Annotated in this window: 14 protein-coding genes; 9 read left to right on the top strand and 5 right to left on the bottom strand. The window is 41.5% G+C overall.

All coding sequences use genetic code 11. The features are described 5' to 3' along the window. Positions 1-4029, top strand: coding sequence for a hybrid sensor histidine kinase/response regulator transcription factor (locus IWX76_RS05020; RefSeq protein WP_196858764.1), 4029 nt, complete (start codon positions 1-3; stop codon positions 4027-4029). A gap of 8 nt (positions 4030-4037) precedes the next feature. Here IWX76_RS05020 and IWX76_RS05015 read toward each other — a convergent pair whose 3' ends face one another. From IWX76_RS05015 to IWX76_RS05000, 4 genes are all read right to left on the bottom strand, one after another. After that, positions 4038-4478 (bottom strand): DUF1810 domain-containing protein, encoded by a 441-nt coding sequence (locus tag IWX76_RS05015; RefSeq protein WP_334641247.1) that lies wholly within the window; start codon positions 4476-4478, stop codon positions 4038-4040. 148 nt (positions 4479-4626) lie between these two features. Further along, positions 4627-7122 carry a sugar-binding domain-containing protein gene (locus tag IWX76_RS05010; protein WP_196858763.1) on the bottom strand — a complete coding sequence of 832 codons (2496 nt, stop codon included), beginning with the start codon at positions 7120-7122 and terminating at the stop codon, positions 4627-4629. 96 nt (positions 7123-7218) lie between these two features. Beyond that, positions 7219-9168, bottom strand: a complete 1950-nt coding sequence (locus tag IWX76_RS05005; RefSeq protein ID WP_196858762.1) for a glycoside hydrolase family 97 protein — start codon at positions 9166-9168, stop codon at positions 7219-7221. 82 nt (positions 9169-9250) lie between these two features. After that, positions 9251-9403: a helix-turn-helix domain-containing protein gene (locus IWX76_RS05000; RefSeq protein ID WP_334641343.1), complete on the bottom strand. Its 153-nt coding sequence runs from the start codon at positions 9401-9403 to the stop codon at positions 9251-9253. Positions 9404-9588: 185 nt separating this feature from the next. Between IWX76_RS05000 and IWX76_RS04995 the strand changes: the two genes are divergently transcribed. Together IWX76_RS04995 and IWX76_RS04990 are read left to right on the top strand one after the other, a co-directional pair. Continuing rightward, complete coding sequence (locus IWX76_RS04995; protein ID WP_196858760.1) at positions 9589-13128, top strand: chemotaxis protein CheB; 3540 nt, start codon at positions 9589-9591, stop codon at positions 13126-13128. Positions 13129-13217: 89 nt separating this feature from the next. Next, on the top strand, positions 13218-13676 hold the full coding sequence (locus IWX76_RS04990) for a DinB family protein (protein WP_196858759.1): 459 nt from the start codon (positions 13218-13220) through the stop codon (positions 13674-13676). Between the two features lie 181 nt (positions 13677-13857). Here the strand turns inward: IWX76_RS04990 and IWX76_RS04985 are convergent, their stop codons facing one another. Beyond that, positions 13858-14907, bottom strand: a complete 1050-nt coding sequence (locus tag IWX76_RS04985) for an endonuclease/exonuclease/phosphatase family protein (RefSeq protein ID WP_334641244.1) — start codon at positions 14905-14907, stop codon at positions 13858-13860. 108 nt (positions 14908-15015) lie between these two features. Between IWX76_RS04985 and IWX76_RS04980 the strand changes: the two genes are divergently transcribed. The 6 genes from IWX76_RS04980 (at position 15016) to IWX76_RS04955 (ending at position 24116) form a co-directional block, all read left to right on the top strand. Beyond that, positions 15016-15459: a MarR family winged helix-turn-helix transcriptional regulator gene (locus tag IWX76_RS04980; protein WP_196858758.1), complete on the top strand. Its 444-nt coding sequence runs from the start codon at positions 15016-15018 to the stop codon at positions 15457-15459. Between the two features lie 65 nt (positions 15460-15524). Further along, positions 15525-16523: an NADP-dependent oxidoreductase gene (locus tag IWX76_RS04975; protein WP_196858757.1), complete on the top strand. Its 999-nt coding sequence runs from the start codon at positions 15525-15527 to the stop codon at positions 16521-16523. 13 nt (positions 16524-16536) lie between these two features. Further along, the gene (locus IWX76_RS04970) at positions 16537-17697 is read left to right on the top strand and encodes an iron-containing alcohol dehydrogenase (protein WP_196858756.1); all 1161 of its coding nucleotides are present in this window, start codon (positions 16537-16539) and stop codon (positions 17695-17697) included. Between the two features lie 214 nt (positions 17698-17911). Then, positions 17912-19687 carry an aminopeptidase P family protein gene (locus IWX76_RS04965; protein ID WP_196858755.1) on the top strand — a complete coding sequence of 592 codons (1776 nt, stop codon included), beginning with the start codon at positions 17912-17914 and terminating at the stop codon, positions 19685-19687. 279 nt (positions 19688-19966) lie between these two features. Beyond that, a complete protein-coding gene (locus tag IWX76_RS04960) occupies positions 19967-22711 on the top strand; it encodes a DUF5695 domain-containing protein (RefSeq protein WP_196858754.1) in 2745 nt (914 codons plus the stop codon). Between the two features lie 7 nt (positions 22712-22718). Then, complete coding sequence (locus tag IWX76_RS04955) at positions 22719-24116, top strand: aminopeptidase P family protein (protein WP_196858753.1); 1398 nt, start codon at positions 22719-22721, stop codon at positions 24114-24116. The last annotated feature ends 5 nt before the right edge of the window (positions 24117-24121 follow it).

Below are 24121 nucleotides of genomic sequence, written 5' to 3'. Positions count from 1 at the left end.
ATGATGATCAAAAAAAGCAGGGCTATCGCCCTGCTCCTTTTTTGTAGCTTTTTTATTTTACAGTCGGTCACCGCTCAGAAAATTTTCTTTCGGCACTACACCGTATCGGATGGTTTAAGTGCCAATACCATATGGGACATTGAGCAGGATGATCAGGGCTATATGTGGTTTGGTACCAAATATGGTCTGAGCAGATTTGATGGTTACGATTTCAAATCTTTTCAATACCAGAAAGGAATGCCGGGAAGTTTGGGGAATAACTTTATCCGAAAGATATTTAATTACGACGCGAAGACCTTCTGGATAGGTACCGATGAGGGGATCTATATCTTCAACCTGGAAACCGAAAAATTTACTTTATTTAAACCGCTTCAGCATTTCTTTATCAATGATATAATCAGGGCAAAAAATGGTGACATCTGGATCGCTACCAAAGCTGAAGGAGTTTTTGTTTATTCTCCTAAGCGTCATAAAATTAAACGTTTCAACACAACATCCGTTCCGGCAATAGCATCAAACGAGGTTTCTAAAATACTTCAGGATGATGCCGGTGAGATCTGGATTGGCACCTATGATAAGGGGATAGATGTGCTTAACCCGAAGACCAATCAAATCAGACAATACAATACCTCATCACCAACAGCCAGACTTTCGAGCAATGTGATTCTCGATTTATATAAAGATGCCAACGGCGATATCTGGATAGGGACCATGGCGGGCGGCCTAAATCTCTGGAATAAGCGCACAAACCGTTTTACCATCTACCGCAAATCATCAGGGAATTCTATTAGTGATAATATCGTACGGACAATTTATGAGCCCAAACCCGGCTATATTTTTTTAGGAACGGAGAAAGGTTTAAACATCTTCGACCGGAAAAATAATCGCTTTACTGTTTATCAGAAAAAGAACCATGATCCGTACAGCATTAATGACGATGCTGTTTACAAAGTTTTTAAAGACAAGGAAGGCGGCATCTGGGTAGGCACCTATTTTGGTGGCTTAAATTATTTCCATGAAGGGAGCTCTGGATTTGAATATTATTATCCTTCAGGTGCTAAAAATTCACTATCAGGGAATGCCATAAGTGCTTTTCTAGAAACAGGGGCTGGCCAGATGTGGATCGGAACAGAAGATGGTGGTTTAAACTATTTCAATGATAGAGATAAATCTTTCCGTAAATTTCCTTTTACTGCTACACAGGATAGCCTTTCTTACCACAACATCCATGCACTCTACCAAGATAAAAAGGGCAATATCTGGATCGGCATGTACACCGGTGGAATCAATATTCTGAACCCACGTACCGGGAAAATAAAGCGGTATAAAAGCGACCCCGCTAATCCGGCTTCGTTAAGTGATAATAGCGTGTATTCTATTGATGAAGACCGGGAGGGACGCATCTGGGTATCAACCATCTCGGGCTTAAATCTTTATGACCCGCAAAATGACCGGTTTATTCGCATTAAAGGGAAAAATCTGGATAAAAGTTGTATCTATCAGGTCTACCAGGATCAAGACAAAGTAATCTGGATTGCAACTTACGATAATGGATTGATCAGAATGGATCAAAATAATCACCTTACGCAATATGCTTATACGCGAAAACCGGGTTCCATCAGCTCCAACAAGGTGATTTGCATGCTCGACGATGATGAAGGGAACTTATGGCTAGGAACAGATGGCAGCGGGCTAAATGTCCTTCATAAAAAAACCGGGAAGTTTAAAGTTTTTGATGATGAAAACTGGGGTAATACTGTAATTTATGGAATAGTGAAAGATCGATCAGGAAAACTTTGGTTCTCTACTAATAGCGGCCTTTTTGAGTATGACCCTAGAACAAGAACTAAAAGGAGTTTTGGAAAATGGGACAATCTGCAAAGTCAGCAATACAATTACAAGGCATATTACAAAGATTCATCGGGTAAACTCTACTTTGGCGGCATCAACGGGTTTAATACCTTTCAGCCTGATAAGGTGAAAAGCAGTGCCGCTATACCAAAAGTAAGTTTTACTAATTTTCAGCTTTTTAACAAAGACCTGAAAGTGAATGATGAGCACAGTCCGTTAAAGCAATCCATCAACTACACCAGCGAAATCATTTTAAATCACAACCAGTCTGTATTGAGTGTTGAATATGCTTCCCTTAGTTTTATTGCGCCTAACAAACTGCAATATGCTTTTAAAATGGATGGCTTTGATAAGGGCTGGAATAATGTTGGCAGCCAGCGCAAAGCCACCTATACCAATCTACCGGCTGGAGAATACCGCTTTCAGGTGAAAGTAATTGACGATTTAGGCACCGGGATTGGCGAAGTTTCCAGCATAAAAATTACTATCCTGCCACCTTTTTATAAAACCATTACAGCTTATGTTTTTTACCTGATCGTGCTGGTTATAGGTGCCATTTGGTTACGCAGGTTGGTGTATAAAAAAGCGCGGAAAAGAAATGAAATTAAGTTGGAGCAACTTAAAAATAAAAATGAGCAGGACTTCTATAAACAAAAGATAGAGTTTTTTACCGCAATGGCACATGAAGTACGGACGCCATTGTCGCTCATTATTGCACCCTTAGAACAGCTCCTTGCCGGTAAGGAAAAAGATCCAGCACGTATGAATCAGTTGCTGATTATGGAGGAAAATTCAGATCGCCTACTCACTCTTGTGAACCAATTACTTGATTTCAGACGCATTGAAAGCGATATTTTTGAAATCCACCAAGAACCTGTAGAACTAATTTATTTAATCAACAGCATCAGGGATCGATTCTCTCCAATTGCAACAAAAAAAAGTTTGGAATTTGTGGTGGTCAGCGCATTCAAGAAACTGGATATTTATGCAGATCCGGAAGCTTTGATGAAGATCCTGAGTAATTTATTGATTAATGCTTTCAAATTTGCGAGGAAAAAATTGGAGATAAAAATTAATGATATGCATACCACTTCGAATGGAGAAGAAATGATATCCATTAGTGTGGAGGATGATGGCATCGGGATACCAAAAGCGCAGCTGGATTCGATTTTTGAGAAGTTTTTTAAGGTATCGACAGAAGAGCATCAGTATACCAACCTGGGTGGCACGGGCATCGGACTTGCACTTGCAAAATCTTTAAGTGAAAAACATGGGGGAAGGCTAGAAGTCCAAAGTGAAGAAGGGCTAAAAACCATTTTTACCGTGCTCATTCCATTTCGCCAATATGAACTTGCACCGGTCATAGATCTAATAGAAGTGAAAGAAGAACATGAAGGGAAGCCAACAGTTTTAGTGGTGGAAGATGATCCCTCGCTGTTGGATTTTCTTGCTAAAAGTTTTATGACTGAAGGCTACCATACCTTAAAGGCGAAAAATGGAAAAGAGGGATTGAAGCAACTAGATAACCATCAGGTTGATCTGGTGATTTCTGATGTTATGATGCCCGTAATGGATGGTATCGAGTTGTGTAAAATCATTAAACAGGATATCGACTACAGTCATCTGCCCGTTGTTTTACTCACCGCTAAAACAAATACGGAAACTGAAATACAGGGGTTGGAGAGTGGTGCCGATGCTTATATTTCGAAACCATTTAAATGGAAACAGCTATCGTTAATTATTAAAAACCTGCTTGAATTACAGTCAAATTTAAAACAGCGCTTTGCACAAAACCCGCTCGCGGGGCCGGAAATACTCAGTACCGGAAACCGGGAAGATAAGTTCCTGGAAAAAATAACACAAATTATCGAAGCGAGAATCGCAGATCCGCAACTTTCTGTAGAAGATCTGGGTAGGGAGGTTGGCCTCAGCCGATCGAGTTTATATAAAAAGATCAAAGCTAAAACGGGTCACGTACCAAATGAATTTGTCAGGTTGATTCGCTTGAAGATGGCTGCGAAATTATTGATTGAACAGGAATATTCCATTGCCGAAATTGGCTACATGGTGGGGTTCAATTCTCATTCGTATTTTAGTAAATGTTTTTATACCCAGTTTGAATTAACGCCAACTGAATTTTTGGAGAAACATCGGAATGGATTAGCAGTAGGAGATTGATGCCAAATTTATGAATTGCCGTTAAACGGTGCTCGCAATAGGCTAAGCGTCTTATTATCTTTCTGACCTTTGAAGAATTTTTGTAACACCTGCTCGAATATTGGATTTGCGCCCTGCACCTCCGCAAAAAGCGTCATAGAGGAATGCAATTTCAGGTCATCGGGACTTCCAAATACCTGGCGTGCACTTAAATCCAATTTGAGCAATTCTTCGCTGATCAGCACTAGTCTTGCACCCAAAATCTGGTGTTCCAGGTATTCCTTAGCTTGTTCAATATCTTTAATGGCATAAAATCTGGTGGTTTCCGAAAATCCGAGTCCTTGTAGTTGCGGGTAGATGTACCACATCCAATGCGACTGTTTACGTCCATTTTTTACCTCGCTAAGTGCAGCTTCGAATTCCTTTTGCTGCGCTTTTACAAAACGTTCCAAATGATTGTTTTCCATCATACTGATATTATATAAATCCTAACTGTTGCATTTGTGCATTTGTTTTGCCCTTCCATAAAATTGGGATCAGAAACATTTTATTGACTTTCGTGTTGAACAAGGAAATATTATAAATATGGAATCATTTGATATCCAAATATTAGTTTATTTATAACTTAATATTTATGATTGCTGGTTTTAGCCAGGGTGATGTAAATCGCACCGCAACCTGCTCGCCAGGTTTTCCATTGGCTTGTATATAGACAATCATTTTTCCATGGAATACACGTTGTTTGTTATCGGTATAATTACTCATATCGCTATTGTTTCCAGCTTCCATACCAAGCAACCTCGCATTGCCAACAATATCACAAGTGATCTCGTCATCAGCAAGCTGTACGGGAATACCATCTTCATCAACGAGCTGAAGCTCGATCTGAGCCAGGCTGCTCTTACCTTTTACCTGTAGCTCATTCCCTTGTAATACCTTAATGGCGTACTGGCGTTTGCTGGAATGTATTTGCACGCGGGTTATTTCTTTGCCTTTACTATCCAAGCCTATCACCTCCAGTTTACCAGCAGCATAAGGGATATCCCAGTAAATGATTCCACTTTTCTGATCGTAGGCTTTTAATTGGCCAACAACCTGTCCGTTTAACTCTAGCCGTGCATTTTCTGCATTGGTATAACAAACTACCCGAATTAATTGTCCATCCTGATAATTCCATATAGGCCAGGCATCCATTGATGGCGCTTCATCTTTCTTTTGCCCTTGTTCTGATTCCAAAGCCGACCATACATCAGTAGCAGCAGCGCCTTCCCTAAGCGGGTAGGTTCCCAAATAGGCCATGGGTTTATCTGCCCATAGGGATTGACGGAAATAGCCCCGTGGTTTAATAAACCCCGCAAAATCTAATAAACCTGAGTAGAAACCACGTGAGGGCCAGCGACCAGATTCACCAAGGTAATCTATTCCTGTCCAAAGAAACTGGCCGAAGATATGTTCATTGTCTCTCACCGCCTTCCAGGCATTAAGGTCATGGCGATTTTCACTTCCGAAAATTACGCGCTTCGGATAACGTTTATGATCTTCTTTGTAGCGGCTTTCTGTATAATTATAACCTGCGATATCTAGTGCGCCGGGATAAGCTGTTTCGTTAGACATAGCCACTCCGGCTAAGCCAGCAGTCACCGGGCGACTTGTATCATACTTTTTTACCACAGCAACCAGTTTTTTGGCGATATCGCCTAAACGCATCGCATCAGGCGCATCTTCTTTGTAGCCGCCAAAAATTGGCTGCGTAAAACCACCTTCTTTATTGCCAGCGAGTACAGGGTGGGAGTAAGGGTCGTTTGGGTAATCTACTTCATTACCAATGCTCCACGCAAATATCGAAAGATGATTACGATCCCTTTTTACCATATCGGCAAGGTCTCTTTCTCCCCATTCCTTAAAATAATCAAATGAACCTTGAAATCCGGGAACGCCAACATTCCAGCCCTGAAGCCACTTGCGCTTTGGAAACTCCCATTCGTCATAAGCTTCGTTCATCACCAGGAGTCCTATCTCATCACAAAGTGCATATAACGAAGAGGAATGTGGGTTGTGACTGGTCCTGATTGCATTTACACCTAATGCTTTCAAAGTCATCAGGCGGCGGCGCCACACTTCAGGATACACTTCTGCCCCTAATACACCTGAATCATGATGCAAGCACACCCCTTTTACTTTCATCTGTTCACCATTTAGCGCAAACCCCTTATTGGGGTCAAAAGTATAGGTGCGAAAGCCAGTGACTACCGTAGACTGGTCAATCACGTTGTTTTGGTGCATCACCGTGGTGCGTAATGTGTAAAGCGCAGGGCTAGCTAGACTCCATAACTTTGGATGATTTACTTCCAGTTGGATCTTTATTTCATTTTTACCGGCAGCATCAAGCGTAACTTTATTTGTTTTTTTCGCCACTACTAATCCTTGCGCATCCAAAAGTTCGCTGCGTACAGAGAGGTTAGCGCTTGTAGGCGAATCATTATTTAAACCGACTTGAACGTGCAGGGTTCCTTTTTTGCCTTTTACTTCAGGGTATGCATAAACGCCCCATTGATCTAGGTGAACTGCGTTTGCCCTTACCAACCACACATCACGGTATATTCCCGAGCCTGTGTACCAGCGGGAATCAGCATCATGGCTATGGTCAACCCGCACTGTAATTTCATTTTCCTGCCCATATTTAACATAAGGGCTAATGTCGTATCCGAAGGATATGTAACCGTTAGGTCGTTTCCCAACCGACTGTCCATTCACAAACACCTCGCTGCGGTTATACACACCCTCAAAATAGAGGTGTAACTTTTTACCCTGGTCTTCCTGAGGAATCGTCAGTTTTTTATAATACCAGCCAATTCCTCCCGGAAGGTATCCGGTAGCACTGGCCAATGTCGCACTGAGGGGTTGTTTAACACTCCAGTCATGTGGCAATTGCACAGTTCGCCACGACCGGCTGTTATGATCCACCGGTTTTTTTTCATCAAGGTCGCCCAGGTGAAAACGCCAGTCGGCAGTAATTTTTTCTGCCTCACCGAAGCCAGGTTGCGCAAAAACAGCGACAGTGGTCAATAAATGAATAATTAGCCCAAGAATGGAGTGTTTAATAAGTCTTGTCATGCTGTTAATTTTAATGTGTAGGCTTTACAGGTAAATATTTCTTTTTCGTCAACATACAATCGATCCATGCAGAAGTTAGCATAATTATCAATCCCTCTATTTCCCGACTACAATTGCACCCCCGTTAGCTAACAAGGTTAACTTTATCTGATTATTTTTCTGAAGACGAACTTTGTTTGCCTTAGGTTGTTTAGTCTGATCGTCTGTGTACAGCATCACCTCTTTGTCTGCTAACATTGGTAAAGAAACAGTTATTGTTTTTTCTCTTTGTTCTGCGTTAATGCCTGCAATGTACCAGGTATCGCCATGACGTCTGGCCAATACACAATATTTCCCCGGATAGCCATCTAGGAGCACTGTTTCATCCCAGGTGGTTGGCACCTTTTTCATAAAATCTATCACATGGTCAGGCATCTCGTTCAGGTTGTTTGGAGTGATGCCGAAATTTTGGACAGGTGTTTGAAATAGTATTGCCGTTGCCAATTGAAAGGTTTCTGTTGTCTTTCTGATCATACCCCCATTATTATCCTGGTTATGACGCTTGTTTAACAACACGGGGCCAAAATCCATGGCACCCACAGCATTACGTATAAAGGGATGCAAAGTTGCGTTAAAGGCCTCCTTATCGTTAGCATGTTGCGTAAAAATCAGGTTTTCAGAAGCCAATACGGCTTCACTTCCTACAAAGTTCGGATACATTCTTTCCCAACCGCGAGGCAATGTGCAGCCATGAAAAATAACGGTCAGCCCATAGGTATTTGCGTCCGATAGAATATCTTCATAAAGCTTCATGGTTTCCTGCTTATCGCCTCCAAAAAAATCAACTTTAATGCCTTTAATGCCTATGCTTTGCATCCAGGCCATTTCCTTCTTTCTGGCAATAGCCGTATTCATTTTATTTTTAGGTCCTTGTGGCGCATCGTTCCAAAAGCCATTAGAGTTATACCATAAACAAACGCTAACGCCTTTATCTTTGCTGTAGGCAGCTAATTGTTCAATTTTATCACGTCCTATCCTGGTATCCCACCAATTATCAACCAATACAAATTCATAACCCATGTTTGCAGAGAGATCGACAAACTTCTTTTGATCTTCAAAATTAATGCTGCCATCCTGCCATAGTAACCAACTCCAGGTTGAACGCCCAAAAGTATAGGTTTTAGATGCTTCATAGGCCGGTTCTACAACATCAAAAGGAATGGTGGTCTCTACAATAGGCTTCAGGGTATTCCCAACCGTAATGGTACGCCAAGGTGTGTGGCCAGGTAAAGCCAAAGTAGGGTTTGCGCGACCTATTCCGTTATTTTCACCAGCTTCAGGAAAAGCAAGTGTGTATAAGCCATCTTTTGTTCCTTCGCTAAGCTTTCCACCACTATAAGAGGCATTCACACCCGTTTCAGAAACTAAAACCCAGCCCTTGTTGCCAACATGAAATAACGCAGGAAAAGTGTAACCAACGCCATATTTCGAAGGTGTACCCATTTCCTGATCTACTGTATATTCTTCCTCATAACTCGGTTTGGTTTTCATCCAACCTATCATAGGGGGTGCCTGTGGTGTTAAAAAGGTGGTGGTAATGGCTGGGAAATTATAACCACTTAATTCTTCTTCAATAATCATATTCGCAGGTTCACCTATTTGTGGTACCTGATAGCGGAAAGCAATATCATTGTTACTTACCCGAAAAACGACCTCCAGTTTATTCTTTTTTCCATTTTCAAATTGCACAACTAGTTCATTAGCCTGGTACCGGACCTTACTCTTTTTAATTTTAGGCTCCGTATAGTTCTCATCAATCTGGCGTGACGTTTTTCCACTAAGTCGTAAGTTGGTCGACAGGTCTACCTGGCTTCCGCGAAGTCCTAAAGGAGACTTTTCCAGCATTTCTAAGTTACCAAGTAGCACGCTATAGAAAAGTTTACCCTGATCTAGTGATATTTTAACGGTCAGCTTTTCATCCGGACTGGAGATGCTTAGGTCTTGGGCATATGATTTTGAAACGCAGATTACGAGTAAGAATCCGATAAAAATATCCTTGTAGGGCATAGGAGCAATAATACTTTAGACTGTTAAGAAATTTGGTTAGTTTGACAGCCAAAAATTAGATATTATATTTTGAAGGAAAGAATTAGTTCTTCATTTTCCTGAGTTTTTCTACGTTTAAAACTGTAATGTTGATTCCTTCACGTTTAATTAATTTTTCGTCGCGGAAGTCTGAAAGTGTTCTGCTTACCGTTTCGATAGCCATACAAGCCATGGCGGCTAGATCTTCTCGTGAAATGCTGAAACACTACTCTACCATCATATAAGTGATGCTGCTCATTTATTAAGAGTGTTTATGTTATTACCTTTATCACTTCAACAAAGAAGCTATGATTTTTAACCTATCTTTAGAAAAACACATCTGCTTGCATGACTAATATCCTCCTCCATGAATAAAATAGTGTATTCCAACCTACAATGGTAATGAAAGAACCTGAATATATTATTGCCATCGGCGCCTCTGCAGGTGGCTTAGAGGAAATCAATACATTCTTTGATCATACCCCATTAGACGGGGTATCCTATGTTGTTGTTCAACATCTTTCCGCGACATTTAAAAGTAGAATGGTTGAATTATTGGCTAAACACAGTAAGCTTATTGTAGAAGAAGCTGTTGATGGGAAACGGATTGAATGTAACCAGGTTTACCTGATTCCCCATGATAAATACATGACTATTAAAGGGAATAGGTTGTATTTAAGTCATAAAGGAAAAGGCATTGCTTTACATCTAACCATCAATACATTTTTTAATTCTTTAGCTTCAAACTGTGGTAGAAAAGCAATAGCAATTGTGCTTTCTGGATTAGGCAACGATGGGTCTGAGGGAATAGTAACCATTAAAAATGCAGGTGGAATGGTGATGGTCAGAAACCCTTATACTTCGAGTTTTCCAAGTATGCCCACAAAAGCCATTGCCACTGGAAGGGTAGATTTTGTAATGGAACCAGCGGCAATGCCTGGTGGAATAGAGGATTACATCAATCGTGAAGGGAGCCAGCAAACTGAGGATACAAATGATCAGGTTAATCTCCAATCAATCGTAGAATTAATCAGGCAGAAATCACCCCTTGATTTTTCAGATTATAAATCTTCTACCATTTTACGACGCACCAAAAGAAGAGCAGCATACCATGATTTTAATAGCCTCGAAAAATACCTTGCTTTTTTAAAAACCTCGCCAGACGAAGTTGGAGCTTTATCAAAAGATTTTTTAATTAGCGTAACTTCATTTTTTAGAGATAAGGCGGCTTTTGACTATATAAGTCAAAATATCCTTCCAGTATTATTAAAAAAGCTTAATCCAAAAGAGGAACTGAAAATTTGGATTGCAGGTTGTGCTACCGGAGAGGAGGTTTATTCATTAGCTATTCTTATAGCCGAACAATTGACAGGACATCTGGAGCATACTGTGGTTAAAATTTTTGGTACTGATATCGATAGTGCAGCATTGGTGCATGCAGGTAAAGGATTGTACCGTCAGGATGTGGTGAAGAATATATCGCCGGAACGACTAAATGAATATTTTTTAAAAGAAGGGAACCAGTACAGGGTCAAGCCACGGTTGCGTAAAATGGCCATATTTGCACAGCACGACCTGGTTAAAAATCCACCATATTGTAATATGCATTTCATCAGTTGTCGTAATTTGCTGATCTATATGTCCCCATTATTGCAAAAAAAGGTGTTCAGTATGTTGCATTTCGGACTTAAAATGGAAGGTTATTTATTTCTGGGCTCAAGTGAGAACCCGATGCCCATCATCCACAATTTAGAAGTAGTTAATAAACAATATAAGTTATACAGAAATGTTAAGTCAAAAAGGATTGTGAGCTTCGACGCCTTCTCTATGCCGGATTTCTCTGAGGTGAGAAATAAGGCTGCCTATGGAAGTCATCAACAAGTGATTAATGAACCACAGCATTCGCTTGCAGAAACTATGCATACTCTACTAGCGGAGGAACAGGAATACCTGGTGATCTGTGTGGATGAGAATAAAGAAGTCGTCAAATCTTATGGCAATACAGCCAAATTTTTGCTGCCAAAACATTTCACATCAAACCTGGAAAGCTTATTACCCAAAAAATTAGCCATGGTGTTCAGTACGTTGAGCAACACTGTGTTAAAAACAAATGTAATGGGCCGTTTGAACGGCATAAAGATTAAAATGGGTGATTCTTTTGTTAACGTGAATATGGTGGTGAGTCCCCTGACAAGCAAAAAAAAGGAGAATAGGCTACTTATGGTCACCTTAACAGCAGATAAACAGATTAAAAATTCTAAAAATGAACACCAGGATTTCGATGAGGATATTTTCCTTGATCAATACACCCTCCAATTGGAACAGGAATTAAAAGATGTACAGGAAAAACTAAATTCTGCTTATGAGCAATTAGATGCTTCCAATGAAAATATGCAGTCTTTTAATGAAGAAATGATCTCTTCCAATGAAGAAATGCAAAGTACCAACGAAGAGATGCAATCTGTAAACGAGGAATTGGATACCATTAATTCGGAATACCAACTAAAAAATAAGGAATTGCTCGAAATAAATGATGACCTTAATAATTATTTCAGAAGTAATGTTAATGGACAGTTATTTATCAACAACGACCTGCTGTTGATGAAGTTTTCTCCTGGTACAGTGAAGCAAATTAATTTACTGGAGACTGATATAGGCAGGCCTTTGAGTAATATTACCACCAATATTAAGTTTGAAACCCTTATTGATGATATTCAGAAGGTATTGAATACCGGTAATGTGATCACCAAAGAGATTGAAACTAATAATGGAAAATGGTACCAGGTGATGACCATGCCATACGTCCGTCAGTCTAATCAAAAGAATAGTGGTGCCATCATTACCTTCAATGATATAACCGAATTAAAGAAAACCCAGCTGGATTTAGATATTAGTAGTAAAATGCTTGGAATGAGTATAGATTGTGCAGAATTAGGTACATTCTCTATTCAAGCTGCGACACGTTTATTTCAAACATCTGCGCAATTCAAAGAGATCTTTGGGGTGTATTCAGAGCAGGACTTAAGTTATGAATCTGTAATCGACAGGATTGAACCGGAACACCGGGATAAGTTTATTGCTGCCATAGAATCCAGTATGGAAGGTGGCGATAAATGTGAGTTGGAATTTCCATTACGTAACTTTCATGATAACCAATTGCATTGGGTTAGAATAACTGGCAATGTATCCTATAACATGGAAAAAAAGCCGGCCTACTTTACAGGTGTAATTAATGATATTACCATTCATAAGCAGGATGAACTTCGAAAAAATGATTTCATAGCCATGGTTAGCCATGATTTAAAATCGCCACTCACGGCTATTCAGGCATACATGCAATTGATTACCTCCAGGGTTAAAAATGAAGAAGATACATTTATCAATTCCTCACTTGCCAGGGTTAATGCTTCTATCAAAAAAATGAACCGTATGATTAACGGATTTCTTACCGTTTCCGGTTCTGAGGAGGGACAAATTTATTTGGAACTGGAAACTTTCTCCATGAATGGTTTATTAGAAGAAATTGTTGAGGAATCACGTTTTATCAATCCTGCAGTGGAAATTCTCTTTATCCCAGGTGCTGCATTAAATGTGAAAGCGGATCGGGATAAAATAGGTCAGGTGCTCAATAATTTTATCAATAATGCGATAAAATACTCCAATAAGTTAAAAGTTGTTGAAGTTTCTATGATGGCTTTAAATGGAAAGGCTCACGTATGTGTAAAAGATAAAGGTATTGGTATAAAAGTTCATGATATGGGTAAAATATTTGAACGTTACTACCGTGTTAAACGAATGGATACAAAGTCAACTCCAGGATTCGGCTTAGGACTTTATATGTCGGCAGAAATTATTAAAAGACATGGTGGAAAGGTAGGGGTCGAGAGTGAAATGAATAAAGGATCATCTTTTTTCTTTAGCCTTCCGATACTTGCAACTTAAGGATTGAAACTGCATAGTTATTTATTGCCTGGTTTTTTTAAGGCTTGTTTATATCTTTATACTTCAGTAGTCTTGATCAATAAACACTTATGTCCGAACTGATTCAACAATTGTGGCATTATAATAACTGGGCAAATCAATTACTTTTTGATGCCCTAAAGCTTCAGCGAGAAGCCATACCGCCTGTCTGCCTTCTTTTATTAAGTCACCTGACTAACGCACAAAACATCTGGGTAAGTAGAATAACAGGAATAACTCCTGCTGTAGGGGTGTGGGAAGACTTTACACTTGCTGATTGCGAAAAACATCATCATTTGTCTTCAAATGCATTAACCCAGGTTATTGCTGATTTTAAAGAAGAGGAACACATCAGTATTAATTACACCAATACACAAAATGAAAGTTACACCAACGCGCTTGGCGATATTCTATTGCATATTTTTAACCATGGCACCTATCATCGGGCACAAATTGCAGCAGAAATGCGAAAAAATGGACTTGTACCGCTCAATACGGACTACATCACATTTGCGCGGTTAAAAAATTAATTTGGTGACAATAAGTTTTAATGAATCTGCCTTAATTCTGCTTTTCAGCCACTTTTGCAAGCGGGTTCGCTCTGCGACAAAAACAATGGTGTCATAGCTAACTACGACTAATGTCATGGTATCTTTTAAGTTGGTTTCCAGCCGGTGAAAAGATATATTATGAATGCTAAAGCGCTATGGTTTACACATTATTCAACTTTTCTTCTGCTAATTCCAAATCATCTTCAGTTACCTCTGGTTGCTCCTGGAGTACTTCTGCCTGTGGGTCATATTGGAACTCAACAAACATCGGGAAGTGGTCAGAACCACAGCTTTTCATCCGTTTGATATGTGTTAACGTGAAATCTGTAGAACAAAAGATATGGTCGAGGGGGAAACGAAGAAAGACATATTTCGCATTGAAGCTGTTAAAAAATCCACGACCTCTACGTGGATCTAGCAGGCCGCTGATCTTGCCAAACAATTCTGTGGTATAACTCCAGGCTACATCATTTAAGTCGCCCGCAACCAGTACAGGCATTTTACTATCTTTTGCTTTTTTCGCAATCAGCAAAATTTCTTTGTCTCTTTCTGTAGATCGTGGGTTTTCTTGTGGTACAGGTGGCTGAGGATGTAAGCAATGCAGCTTCAACAATTGTCCGGATGCTAATTTAACATTAACCTCTATTGAAGGTATGTCAGCTTCCACCAGGAAGTTTACTGAGCCACCAACCAGTTCCAGTTTGGAATACAACATCATGCCATAGGTGTTTTCCAAGGGTGCCCTTAACTGATGCGGGTAGGATTCAGATATAGAATCCATTTGTTCTGCCCACCAGGTGTTGGTTTCCACCATTAAAATCACATCAGGATTACAGTTGTCAATTAACTGGTGGTAAGCAGCGCTTTGGCGGTTTTCCTGGTAAACATTCGCAATTAACAGCTTCAAATTGTTTTTTCCAGCCGGGTGACGGCTTTTCATCACTTGTTTACTGCTAAATGGCGTAAAAGGTAACACCAGGTAAAGCAGGTAAATTAGATTTAGGAACAATAGCGCCCCAATGAGTTGCCCGCTTAGATTTACTGGAAAGTAATAAATAGTTAAAACAAGTATAAGAGCATTAAGTGTTAGTTTTTGTAGCCTCGGGTATTCAAATACACGAAATATCCAATAGTCGTGTCGAACCAAGGGTATGGCAGTAACGGTGATCAAGAAGATGCCAGTATAGAAAAGGAAATCGTTTATAAACAATGTGTACGTATTTGAAAAACAAATATGAGAATTTTTATTTTACAATCCACTTGCATATCTCCAAGGCATATTTTAGGAATTAGCATCCATGGATGCTAATTTTGCAGGGTGAAAATAGAAGAAGAAATAAAACATGATTTTCTGAGTGCACAACAGCGTGCATTAACCAATATCATTTTTACCTCTAACTGGGTGTTGAATACACTAGCCCAGGCCTTAAAGCCAACGGGATTGTCTTTACAGCAATTTAATGCTTTGAGTATTTTATATGGGCAACCCAAACAAACTGCAACGGTTAATTTAATCGGTGATCGCCTGATTGACAGGATGCCTAACACTTCCAGGCTGCTCAATAAATTAATGGAAAAGGGTTTGATCGAGAAGGAGCGGAATGCTAGCGACCAGCGTGTGGTATATGTGAAACTGACACCCAGTGGTGCAAAATTAAAGGAACAGGCCCGGCAGATGGTAGATGAGTTAATCATAAATCTTAGTGAGCAACAAGCAAATCAATTAAATGAGTTGTTAGAAATGGTAAGGTTTAAAGAGTAGAAGGGTAATGCTAATATGTCATTTAAAACCTTTGATAAATTTTTTTTAAAAAACAATAAATACCTATGAAAAATAGCGCAATATTATTGAATAAAAGACCCGTTGGCAGACCAACGATGGAAGATTTCAAATTCGTAGAACAAGAAGTCCCTGCAATTAAGGATGGTGAATTTTTATTAAAAACATTATACGTATCGGTCGATCCTTATTTAAGGGGCCGCATGATTGACGCTAAATCTTACGTGCCTCCATTCCAACTAAATGAGCCGATGTCTTCTGGTGTGATTGCAGAAGTCATCGAATCTAAAAACCCGAAATTTAAAATTGGAACTTTCGTGTCCGGATACCTGGATTGGAAGGAGTATAACGTGTCTACAGGAGCCGGACTTACACCTGTAGATCCTAATGCGGCCAGTATTACTGCATATTTGGGCATTTTGGGGATGACTGGTTTAACCGCTTACCTGGGATTAAAGAATATTGGTAGTCCTAAACAAGGGGAAACACTAGTCGTTTCCGGGGCTGCTGGTGCAGTAGGAAGCGTAGTTGGACAGATTGGTAAAATTATGGGCTGTAAGGTGATCGGGATTGCTGGAACAGATGAGAAAGTGGCGCTCTTGAAGGATAAATTCGGTTTCGACGAAGGTATTAATTACAAAACTACGGACAATATGACTAAAGCCATCCAGGCTGCGGCACCAAACGGTGTTGATATCTATTTTGATAATGTGGGTGGAGACATTTCTGACGCCGTCATGTTTAACCTGAACCGCCTGGCCAGGGTAGTGGTATGCGGATCTATTTCCGGTTATAATGATACAGAACGTTCTGTTGGGCCACGCATGCAATGGAAATTAATTTCCACCAGTTCCCTGATGAAGGGCTTTACTATTGGCGATTATGCCAACGAATTTCCTCATGGTATGGAAACTTTAACAACATGGTTGGCTGAAGGAAAATTAGCTTATACAGAAACGATTGTAAAAGGTTTTGACCAGATTCCACAGGCATTTCTAGACCTGTTTGATGGCAAAAACGAAGGTAAAATGATAGTTAAAATTTAGAAGATATATTGATATGTTAAATTTCGAGTTTAAAAATCCAACCAAAATATTATTTGGAAAAGGTCAGATCGCCAACCTGGCGCAGGAAATTCCACAGGATGCTAAAGTGATGCTGTTATATGGTGGCGGTAGCATCAAGTCTAATGGTGTTTATGAGCAGGTGAAAAATGCTTTATCTGTATTTAATGTGGTAGAATTTGGCGGCATCCCTGCTAATCCAGAGTATGCAATATTAATGGAGGCTTTACACATCATTAAAAGTCAAGGTATTACCTATATGCTTGCTGTAGGCGGTGGTTCCGTCATTGATGGCGTGAAATTCCTTTCTGCTGCGGCACTTTATGAGGGTGATGAACCATGGGATATCCTTAAAAAGTCCATCAAAACAGAACAAGGTTTGCCTTTTGGTACGGTGTTAACTTTACCGGCTACAGGTTCGGAAATGAACTCTGGATCCGTAATTACCCGCAAGGAAACGCAGGAAAAACTAGCCATGGGTGGTCCTGGTTTGTTCCCTGTTTTTTCAGTATTGGATCCACAGGTAGTACAATCTATTCCGATGCGCCAGTTGGCTAATGGCATTACAGATGCCTTTACCCATGTGCTGGAACAATACATGACTTACCCGATCGGGGCCTTATTACAGGATCGTTTTGCGGAAAGTATTTTGCAAACCCTGGTGGATGTAGCACCTAAGATTATTAAAAATTCTGCCGATTACGAAGCTGCAGCTAACTTTATGTGGAGTTGCACCATGGCATTGAATGGCTTGATTCAAAAGGGGGTTCCTGGCGACTGGGCCATCCACGCTATGGGTCATGAGTTAACGGCCATGTTCGGTATCGATCATGCCAGAACGCTTGCAGTGATTCTTCCAGGTCACTACCAATATAATTTTGAAGCGAAGAAAGAAAAGTTAGCACAATACGGACAACGTGTATGGGGCATTAATTCTGGTACAACCGATGAAATGGCGAAACAAGCGATCGAAAAAACGGTTGAATTTTTTCATTCTTTAGAAATCGATACGAAACTATCAGATTATACAGCCGACTGTGAAGGAACCGCTGAGAAAATTTCGCAGCGTTTTACCGATAGGGGTTGGCTTGGATTAGGTGAGCATAAAAGCTTGTCGCCAGCCGACGTGCTGGAAATTGTAAAAATGAGTTATTAAAAACGATAGCGTTCCCCCTTGTTTAGGGAAGGTAAAGGGAGTCTGATCTGAAAGTCAGGCTCCCTTTTTTTTGTAATGTCAGGGGTGGATGTACATTTTAACTTTAAGTTTTCGCTTTTTAACGAAATCAGTCCATCCTTACCAATCTTCAATTCTCTTATACTACATTAGCAGGAGGCCTGGTCTTAAACCAGCCCACAAAGATTATCCAAAGATGAATTATATAAATAAGTTAGCCGCTATACGGCAGGAGATGAAAGAACGGCAATTGGCTGCTTATCTCATTGCATCCGCTGATCCGCACGGGAGTGAGGTATTGCCCGACCACTATAAGGCATTGGAATTTACTTGTGGGTTCACAGGCTCTGCAGGCACGCTAGTCATTACCGACAGCTTTGCTGGTTTGTGGACCGACTTCCGTTATTTTATCCAGGCAGAAGAGGAGCTTAAGGATTCAGGTTTTGAACTGGTGAAATTAAAGGTACAGCACACGCCTGAATATATTGCATACTTAGCTTCCGTGTTGGCTGAAGGTAGTGAGATTGGTTTTGACTACCAGTTGTTTTCCGTGCAGCTGGGTGGTGAATTATTGAGGGGGCTAAAAGCAAAAAACATCAACTGCGTTTCTGCAGACCTGATTTCCCCAATATGGCAAAACAGACCTCCTTTACCAAATGCCGCTGCAACTTTAATTCCAGCGGAAGATGCCGGTAGGTCGGTAGCAGAAAAAATAATAGAAGTTAGGGCAGCAATGACCAAACAGCCCGCTAGTCACCACCTGATCTCCTCACTCGATGATATTGCCTGGCTTTTTAACCTGAGGGGAGGGGATATAAACCATAACCCAGTGGTGTTAAGCCATGCCCTGATTGGACCAGATAGTGTAAAGTTGTTTATTGCAGAAGGGAAACTATCAGCTACACATATATGGCACCTTCAGCAGGAGGGGGTTACTGTAGAATCGTATCACAACCTACGTAGTAACTTACTAATGCTCCCGGCAGCCGCCTCCATACTTCTAGATCCCAAAAGATGTAACTTTAGTTTATATGATTTACTGCCCGCCGAAGTTGATGTACAATTAGCCGTCAACCCGAGTACGCACTTAAAAAGCATCAAAAATGAAATAGAGTTGGCGCAAGTCCGTAAGGTCATGGTCAAAGACGGTGTGGCTTTAACGCGCTTTTTCAAATGGCTTGAAGAACATGTTGGTAAGGAACCCATCACAGAAATATCGGCTGCAGATCAACTGGAAGCTTACCGTGCCCAACAAGAGAATTTTGCAGGCGTAAGTTTTGATACCATCGCAGGTTACCAGGCACATGCGGCCTTGCCTCATTATCATGCCACTCCTGCTAGCGATGTCCTTGTTTTACCTGAAGGTTTGTTCCTGGTCGACTCTGGCGGACAGTATCACTATGGTACCACAGATGTAACGCGCAGCATCCCCATGGGGCTTACCACCGCACAACAGCAGGAAGATTATACACTCGTGTTAAAAGCGTTAATTTGTGGTTCTAAAGCTGTTTTCCCAGAAGGGACCCGCGGATACCAAATCGATGCCATCTGCCGGCAGCCCCTTTGGCTTAAAGGCATTAATTATGGACATGGCACCGGCCACGGCATCGGTTTTTACCTCAATGTGCATGAAGGGCCACAAAATATTGGGCCAAGTAATGTGCCGGTAGCACTGCAACCAGGCATGATCACGTCTATAGAACCTGGTATTTACCGGCCGGGATCACATGGTGTGCGGACTGAAAACCTGGTGTTAACCATTATAAAAAGTGTAACGGAATTTGGTGTATTTCATGCCTTTGAAACACTCACCCTTGCGCACATAGATACACAATTGGTGAAAAAGGAATTACTGGAACAAGCAGAGGTGACTTGGTTGAACGACTACAACCAACAGGTATATGTGCAGTTATGTCCTTTTCTCCAACCTGAGGAGGCAAAGTGGCTGCAGCAGAAATGCCTGCCCATATAATTTGCAGATTACCTTAAATAAACCAATACTTGCCGGATTTTGTCCGGTTTGGGAGAATGCCCTTTGCGCTAACACAAAAAGTATATTTTTGATTAACTGAAACTACCAAAAGCAAAGGATTGAAAATCGAAATTCTAAATCTGATGATCGCTATATAGGTAATCATAAACCATTTGATGAAGCGTACAGCCTGCTGCAGTGACTACCACAACATAGAAAGAGCTTATGATAGTTTCAGTGACATAAAATAACCACTCCAAACTTCTAATAAAAACGATTATGCGCAACAAAATACCTTCCGCCTCTTACTTATGCTTCATGGTCTTATTTACTTTTACGGTCCCACGTCAGGTGTTAGCCCAAAAATATTGGGAAAAGTTGGCTCAACGCCGGGCTACCTTAGGACTGGAACAAGGTAGTTTGAACCTGGAAGCCGGAGATCTGCAACTTAAACTGGTTAAATCGTCGCAAACAGTAGCGGCATTGTCCCCTAAAACAGTTACTAACTTCGACTTTACACCTTCCGATCGTTTAAATGTTCGGCATAGCGATGGACTGTATCACCTGGGGGATATCAACCTGACGTTAAAAACCGAAGGAAAAGACTGGCAGAAATTTTCTTCTGCAACTAAACGTGCTCCTGTAAAAGTATTAAAAAGCAGTGGTAAAGTATTAGCGGCCGCAGATTTAGCGCCAACGCTTGCCGCAGACATCCCTTTGCAGGTGAAGCGTTTCTGGGAGATGAAAGATGGACAGCTGGTATTACGTTTCGAACTTAAAAATGCGAGTAAAGCCAATGTAGAAATTGGTGGTCTGGGCATCCCTATGATCTTTAACAATATTTTAGAAGGCAAATCGCTTGATGAAACGCATGCGCAAAATGTGTTTTATGATCCTTATATCGGTATGGATGCAGGTTACTTACAAGTAACCCGCCTGAGTGGTTTGGCACCATCGTTATTGGTAATTCCTGATGGCGACACCCCTTTCGAAGCCTATAATCCTTTGCTCGACGATCCGACACCACGCAGCATTGTGTTTGAAGGTTTCTATGAATGGATGGTCTACAGCAAGGCACCTGCAGAACAGGAATGGAAAGGTGCAGAACAATGGAACACGCCACAATCTGCAGTATTAAAACCTGGTGAAGTTCGCCAGATCGGACTCAAACTTGTAGTTGCAGGTCCTGTAAAATCCCTGGAAAGTAAATTGGTACAACAACGACGCCCGGTAGCAGTTTCCGTACCAGGTTATGTACTGCCACAGGATGTGGATGCCAAGTTGTTTCTAAAATACCCTAAAAAAGTTAAATCTATAGCAGTTTATCCGCAAGATGCCTTAACCATCAGCGCTGCTGAAAACACAAAGAATGACTGGAAAACCTATAAAGTAAAAGGCAATACCTGGGGCAGAGCAAGGCTCACGGTTACGTATGACGATGGTTTAGTGCAAACCGTGAGTTATAAAGTAATTAAACCAGAAAGCCAGGTCATAGCTGATTACGGTAACTTCTTAACCACTAAACAATGGTTCGATGAACCTGATCCCATATTTAAAAGAAGCCCTTCGGTGATCACTTACGACGATGAAAAAAAGGCGCAGGTGCGGCAGGATAACCGGGCCTGGATTGCCGGTCTGAGCGATGAAGGGGGTGCTGGTAGTTGGTTGGGTGCCATGATGAAACAACTGGTATTACCCAATGTGAACGAAGTGGCGAAGTTGAAACGTTTTGCCGACAGCACTATGTTTGGGCGCATCCAGTTGAGTGAGGGCCCAAATAAATATGGCGTTAAAAAGAGTTTGTTTTATTATGCTCCGGATTCCTTAGCAAAAGGCACCTACGACGAAAATATAAATTTTAAAACCTGGTCGGCATGGCCAACCAAGGAAGCAAATTCTTTAGGCCGTTCTTATAATTACCCGCATGTGGCGGCTGCCCATTGGGTGATGTACCGGTTAGCCAGAAATTACAAAGGACTGGTGGATACCAACAGCTGGAAAGCCTATTTAACCCATGCGGCAGAAACTTCCCTGGCCATGACGCGGCTGGCACCACATTATGCACAATACGGGCAAATGGAAGGTACCGTGTTTTTGCTGATTTTAAAAGACCTGCAGGCCGAAGGCATGACTGAACTGGCCGGCAAACTGGAAGCAGACATGAAAAAGCGTGCGCTGCACTGGCGCTCACTTGCCTATCCTTTTGGAAGTGAAATGCCCTGGGATTCAACAGGTCAAGAAGAAGTATACATCTGGTCGGCCTTTTTTGGCTTTGATGATAAAGCAGACGTCACCTTAAATGCAATCCTGGCCTATGTTCCTGTAGTGCCGCATTGGGCCTATAACGGAAACGCCAGGCGCTACTGGGATTTCCTTTACGGTGGTAAATTGCAACGCGTGGAAAGAATGATTCATCATTATGGTTCTGCCCTGAACGCGATACCTGTGTTGGAAGAATACCGCAAACATCCGGATGATTTTTACTTGCTGCGTGCGGGTTATGCCGGGTTAATGGGTTCTCTAGCCAATATCACCCAGGAGGGTTTTGCTCCGGCGGCTTTTCATGCTTTCCCGTCAACGCTACGTAACGATGGTATTTCTGGCGATTATGGTTCTGGTTTCTTTGGTTATGCTGTTAATACGGGAACCTATATCATTAATGTTAAAGAGTTTGGCTGGTTAAGTTTTGGTGGTAACCTGCAGCAAGAGGAACAGTTGATCAGGGTTAAACCGCTTACTGCTGCAAAAAATGCCGTGTTCCTTGCTGAAGCTGGTTTATGGATCAACCTCGATGCAGGAAGTATTGCCGAAATTTCTTATCACCGTCAAACGGGTGAAGTGCGTGTAAAACTGGCCCCTGCTAACGAATTTACCCTTGCTGCGGTAATAAAATATACACAAACAAGGGGTCACAGCCAACAAGCGTCCTATGAAATCGCTAACTTCGAGAAAACCACGCAAGGCAGTTACCATGTCCCGCTTCAGCAGGACGGAATAACAGAAGTGGTCTTTCAAAGAAAATAGATATCACATGTTTACTAAAGAAATTTACATCAACAGGCGCAAGCAATTGGCCTCCACATTAGGGTCAGGAATTTTATTGTTCATGGGCAATGAAGAAAGCCCGATGAACTTTAAAGATAATGCCTATCATTTCAGACAGGACAGTACTTTCCTGTATTATTTCGGTATTAATGAACCGCATTTAGCAGCCCTAATTGACCTGGATGAAGATAAAACAATAGTTTTTGGTGAGGAGATGAGCCTGGATGACATCGTATGGATGGGCAGACAGGAAACATTGAAAGAGAAATGTACCGCCAGTGGGGTGGAGTATATACAGGCTTCAACAGCTTTGGAAACCTACCTGGAGAATGCCCTGGCGCAAAATAGATTGGTGCACTTTCTGCCACCATACCGCGGCGAGAATAAAATACGCCTGGCAAAGGTGCTTCATTTGCCAGTAGCTGAGCTGGCTGAAGCTGCAAGTTTGGCCTTCACTAAAGCCGTAATAGCACAACGTTCTATTAAAGCAGCAGAAGAAATTCAGGAGCATCACCTGGCGGCATCAATTTCTGCCGACATTCATCTGATGGTCATGCAAATGGCCAAACCAGGGCAAACCGAACGGGATTTGGTTGCAGCTATCCAGCAGGCGGCAGTGGCCAGTGGCGGTCAGTTAGCCTATCCGGCCATTGTAACCACCAGGGGCGAGATTCTACATAACCATTATTACGGAAACACCTTAAAGGAAGGGCAATTGGTCCTCAATGATTCGGGTGTAGAAACGGCATTTGGCTATGCGGGCGACCTGACTCGTACCTTTCCGGTAAGCAAGAAATTTACTGCTGAGCAAAAAGATGCCTATGACATTGTGCTGGAGGCTTACCAGCAGGCAGTGAACCTGCTGAGTCCGGAGGTGCGTTACCTCGACGTGCACTTGAAGGCTTGCAAAACCCTGGCAACAGGTTTAAAAGACATGGGGTTAATGAAAGGAAATATTGATGATGCGGTTGAACAGGGTGCGCATGCGATGTTTTTTCAATGTGGCACCGGTCATATGATGGGGCTTGATGTTCACGACATGGAGGACTTGGGTGAGGCATATGTGGGTTATACTGATACGCTGACTAAAAACACATCACAGTTTGGCCTGAAGTCTTTGCGTTTGGGTAAACAGCTGCAACCTGGGTATGTGCTTACTGTAGAACCTGGTCTCTACTTTATTCCCGATTTAATGGATCAGTGGGGTGCATCGAATAAGTTTAGTGAATACATCAATTACGACAAGCTGCAAGGTTTCCGTGATTTCACGGGTATTAGGGTAGAAGACGACTTTTTAATCACCAGTACTGGTCATGAAATGTTAGGCAAACCACTCGCCATGACCACAGCAGAAATTGAAGCAATCAGGGCAGAAGCTTTTTAAAATGA

Source organism: Pedobacter sp. CAN_A7, from assembly GCF_015752175.1.
Taxonomy (GTDB): domain Bacteria; phylum Bacteroidota; class Bacteroidia; order Sphingobacteriales; family Sphingobacteriaceae; genus Pedobacter.
Note: the sequence above shows the minus strand (reverse complement) of the source record. Positions and strands in the feature narration are given on the sequence as shown.

Bases quoted from the DNA above. Each gene is read 5' to 3' on its own strand.
- IWX76_RS05020 (WP_196858764.1), top strand. From the start codon at position 1: ATGATGATCAAAAAAAGCAGGGCTATCGCCCTGCTCCTTTTTTGTAGC.
- IWX76_RS05015 (WP_334641247.1), bottom strand. From the start codon at position 4,478: ATGATGGAAAACAATCATTTGGAACGTTTTGTAAAAGCGCAGCAAAAG.
- IWX76_RS05010 (WP_196858763.1), bottom strand. From the start codon at position 7,122: ATGACAAGACTTATTAAACACTCCATTCTTGGGCTAATTATTCATTTA.
- IWX76_RS05005 (WP_196858762.1), bottom strand. From the start codon at position 9,168: ATGCCCTACAAGGATATTTTTATCGGATTCTTACTCGTAATCTGCGTT.
- IWX76_RS04995 (WP_196858760.1), top strand. From the start codon at position 9,589: ATGAAAGAACCTGAATATATTATTGCCATCGGCGCCTCTGCAGGTGGC.
- IWX76_RS04990 (WP_196858759.1), top strand. From the start codon at position 13,218: ATGTCCGAACTGATTCAACAATTGTGGCATTATAATAACTGGGCAAAT.
- IWX76_RS04975 (WP_196858757.1), top strand. From the start codon at position 15,525: ATGAAAAATAGCGCAATATTATTGAATAAAAGACCCGTTGGCAGACCA.
- IWX76_RS04970 (WP_196858756.1), top strand. From the start codon at position 16,537: ATGTTAAATTTCGAGTTTAAAAATCCAACCAAAATATTATTTGGAAAA.
- IWX76_RS04965 (WP_196858755.1), top strand. From the start codon at position 17,912: ATGAATTATATAAATAAGTTAGCCGCTATACGGCAGGAGATGAAAGAA.
- IWX76_RS04960 (WP_196858754.1), top strand. From the start codon at position 19,967: ATGCGCAACAAAATACCTTCCGCCTCTTACTTATGCTTCATGGTCTTA.
- IWX76_RS04955 (WP_196858753.1), top strand. From the start codon at position 22,719: ATGTTTACTAAAGAAATTTACATCAACAGGCGCAAGCAATTGGCCTCC.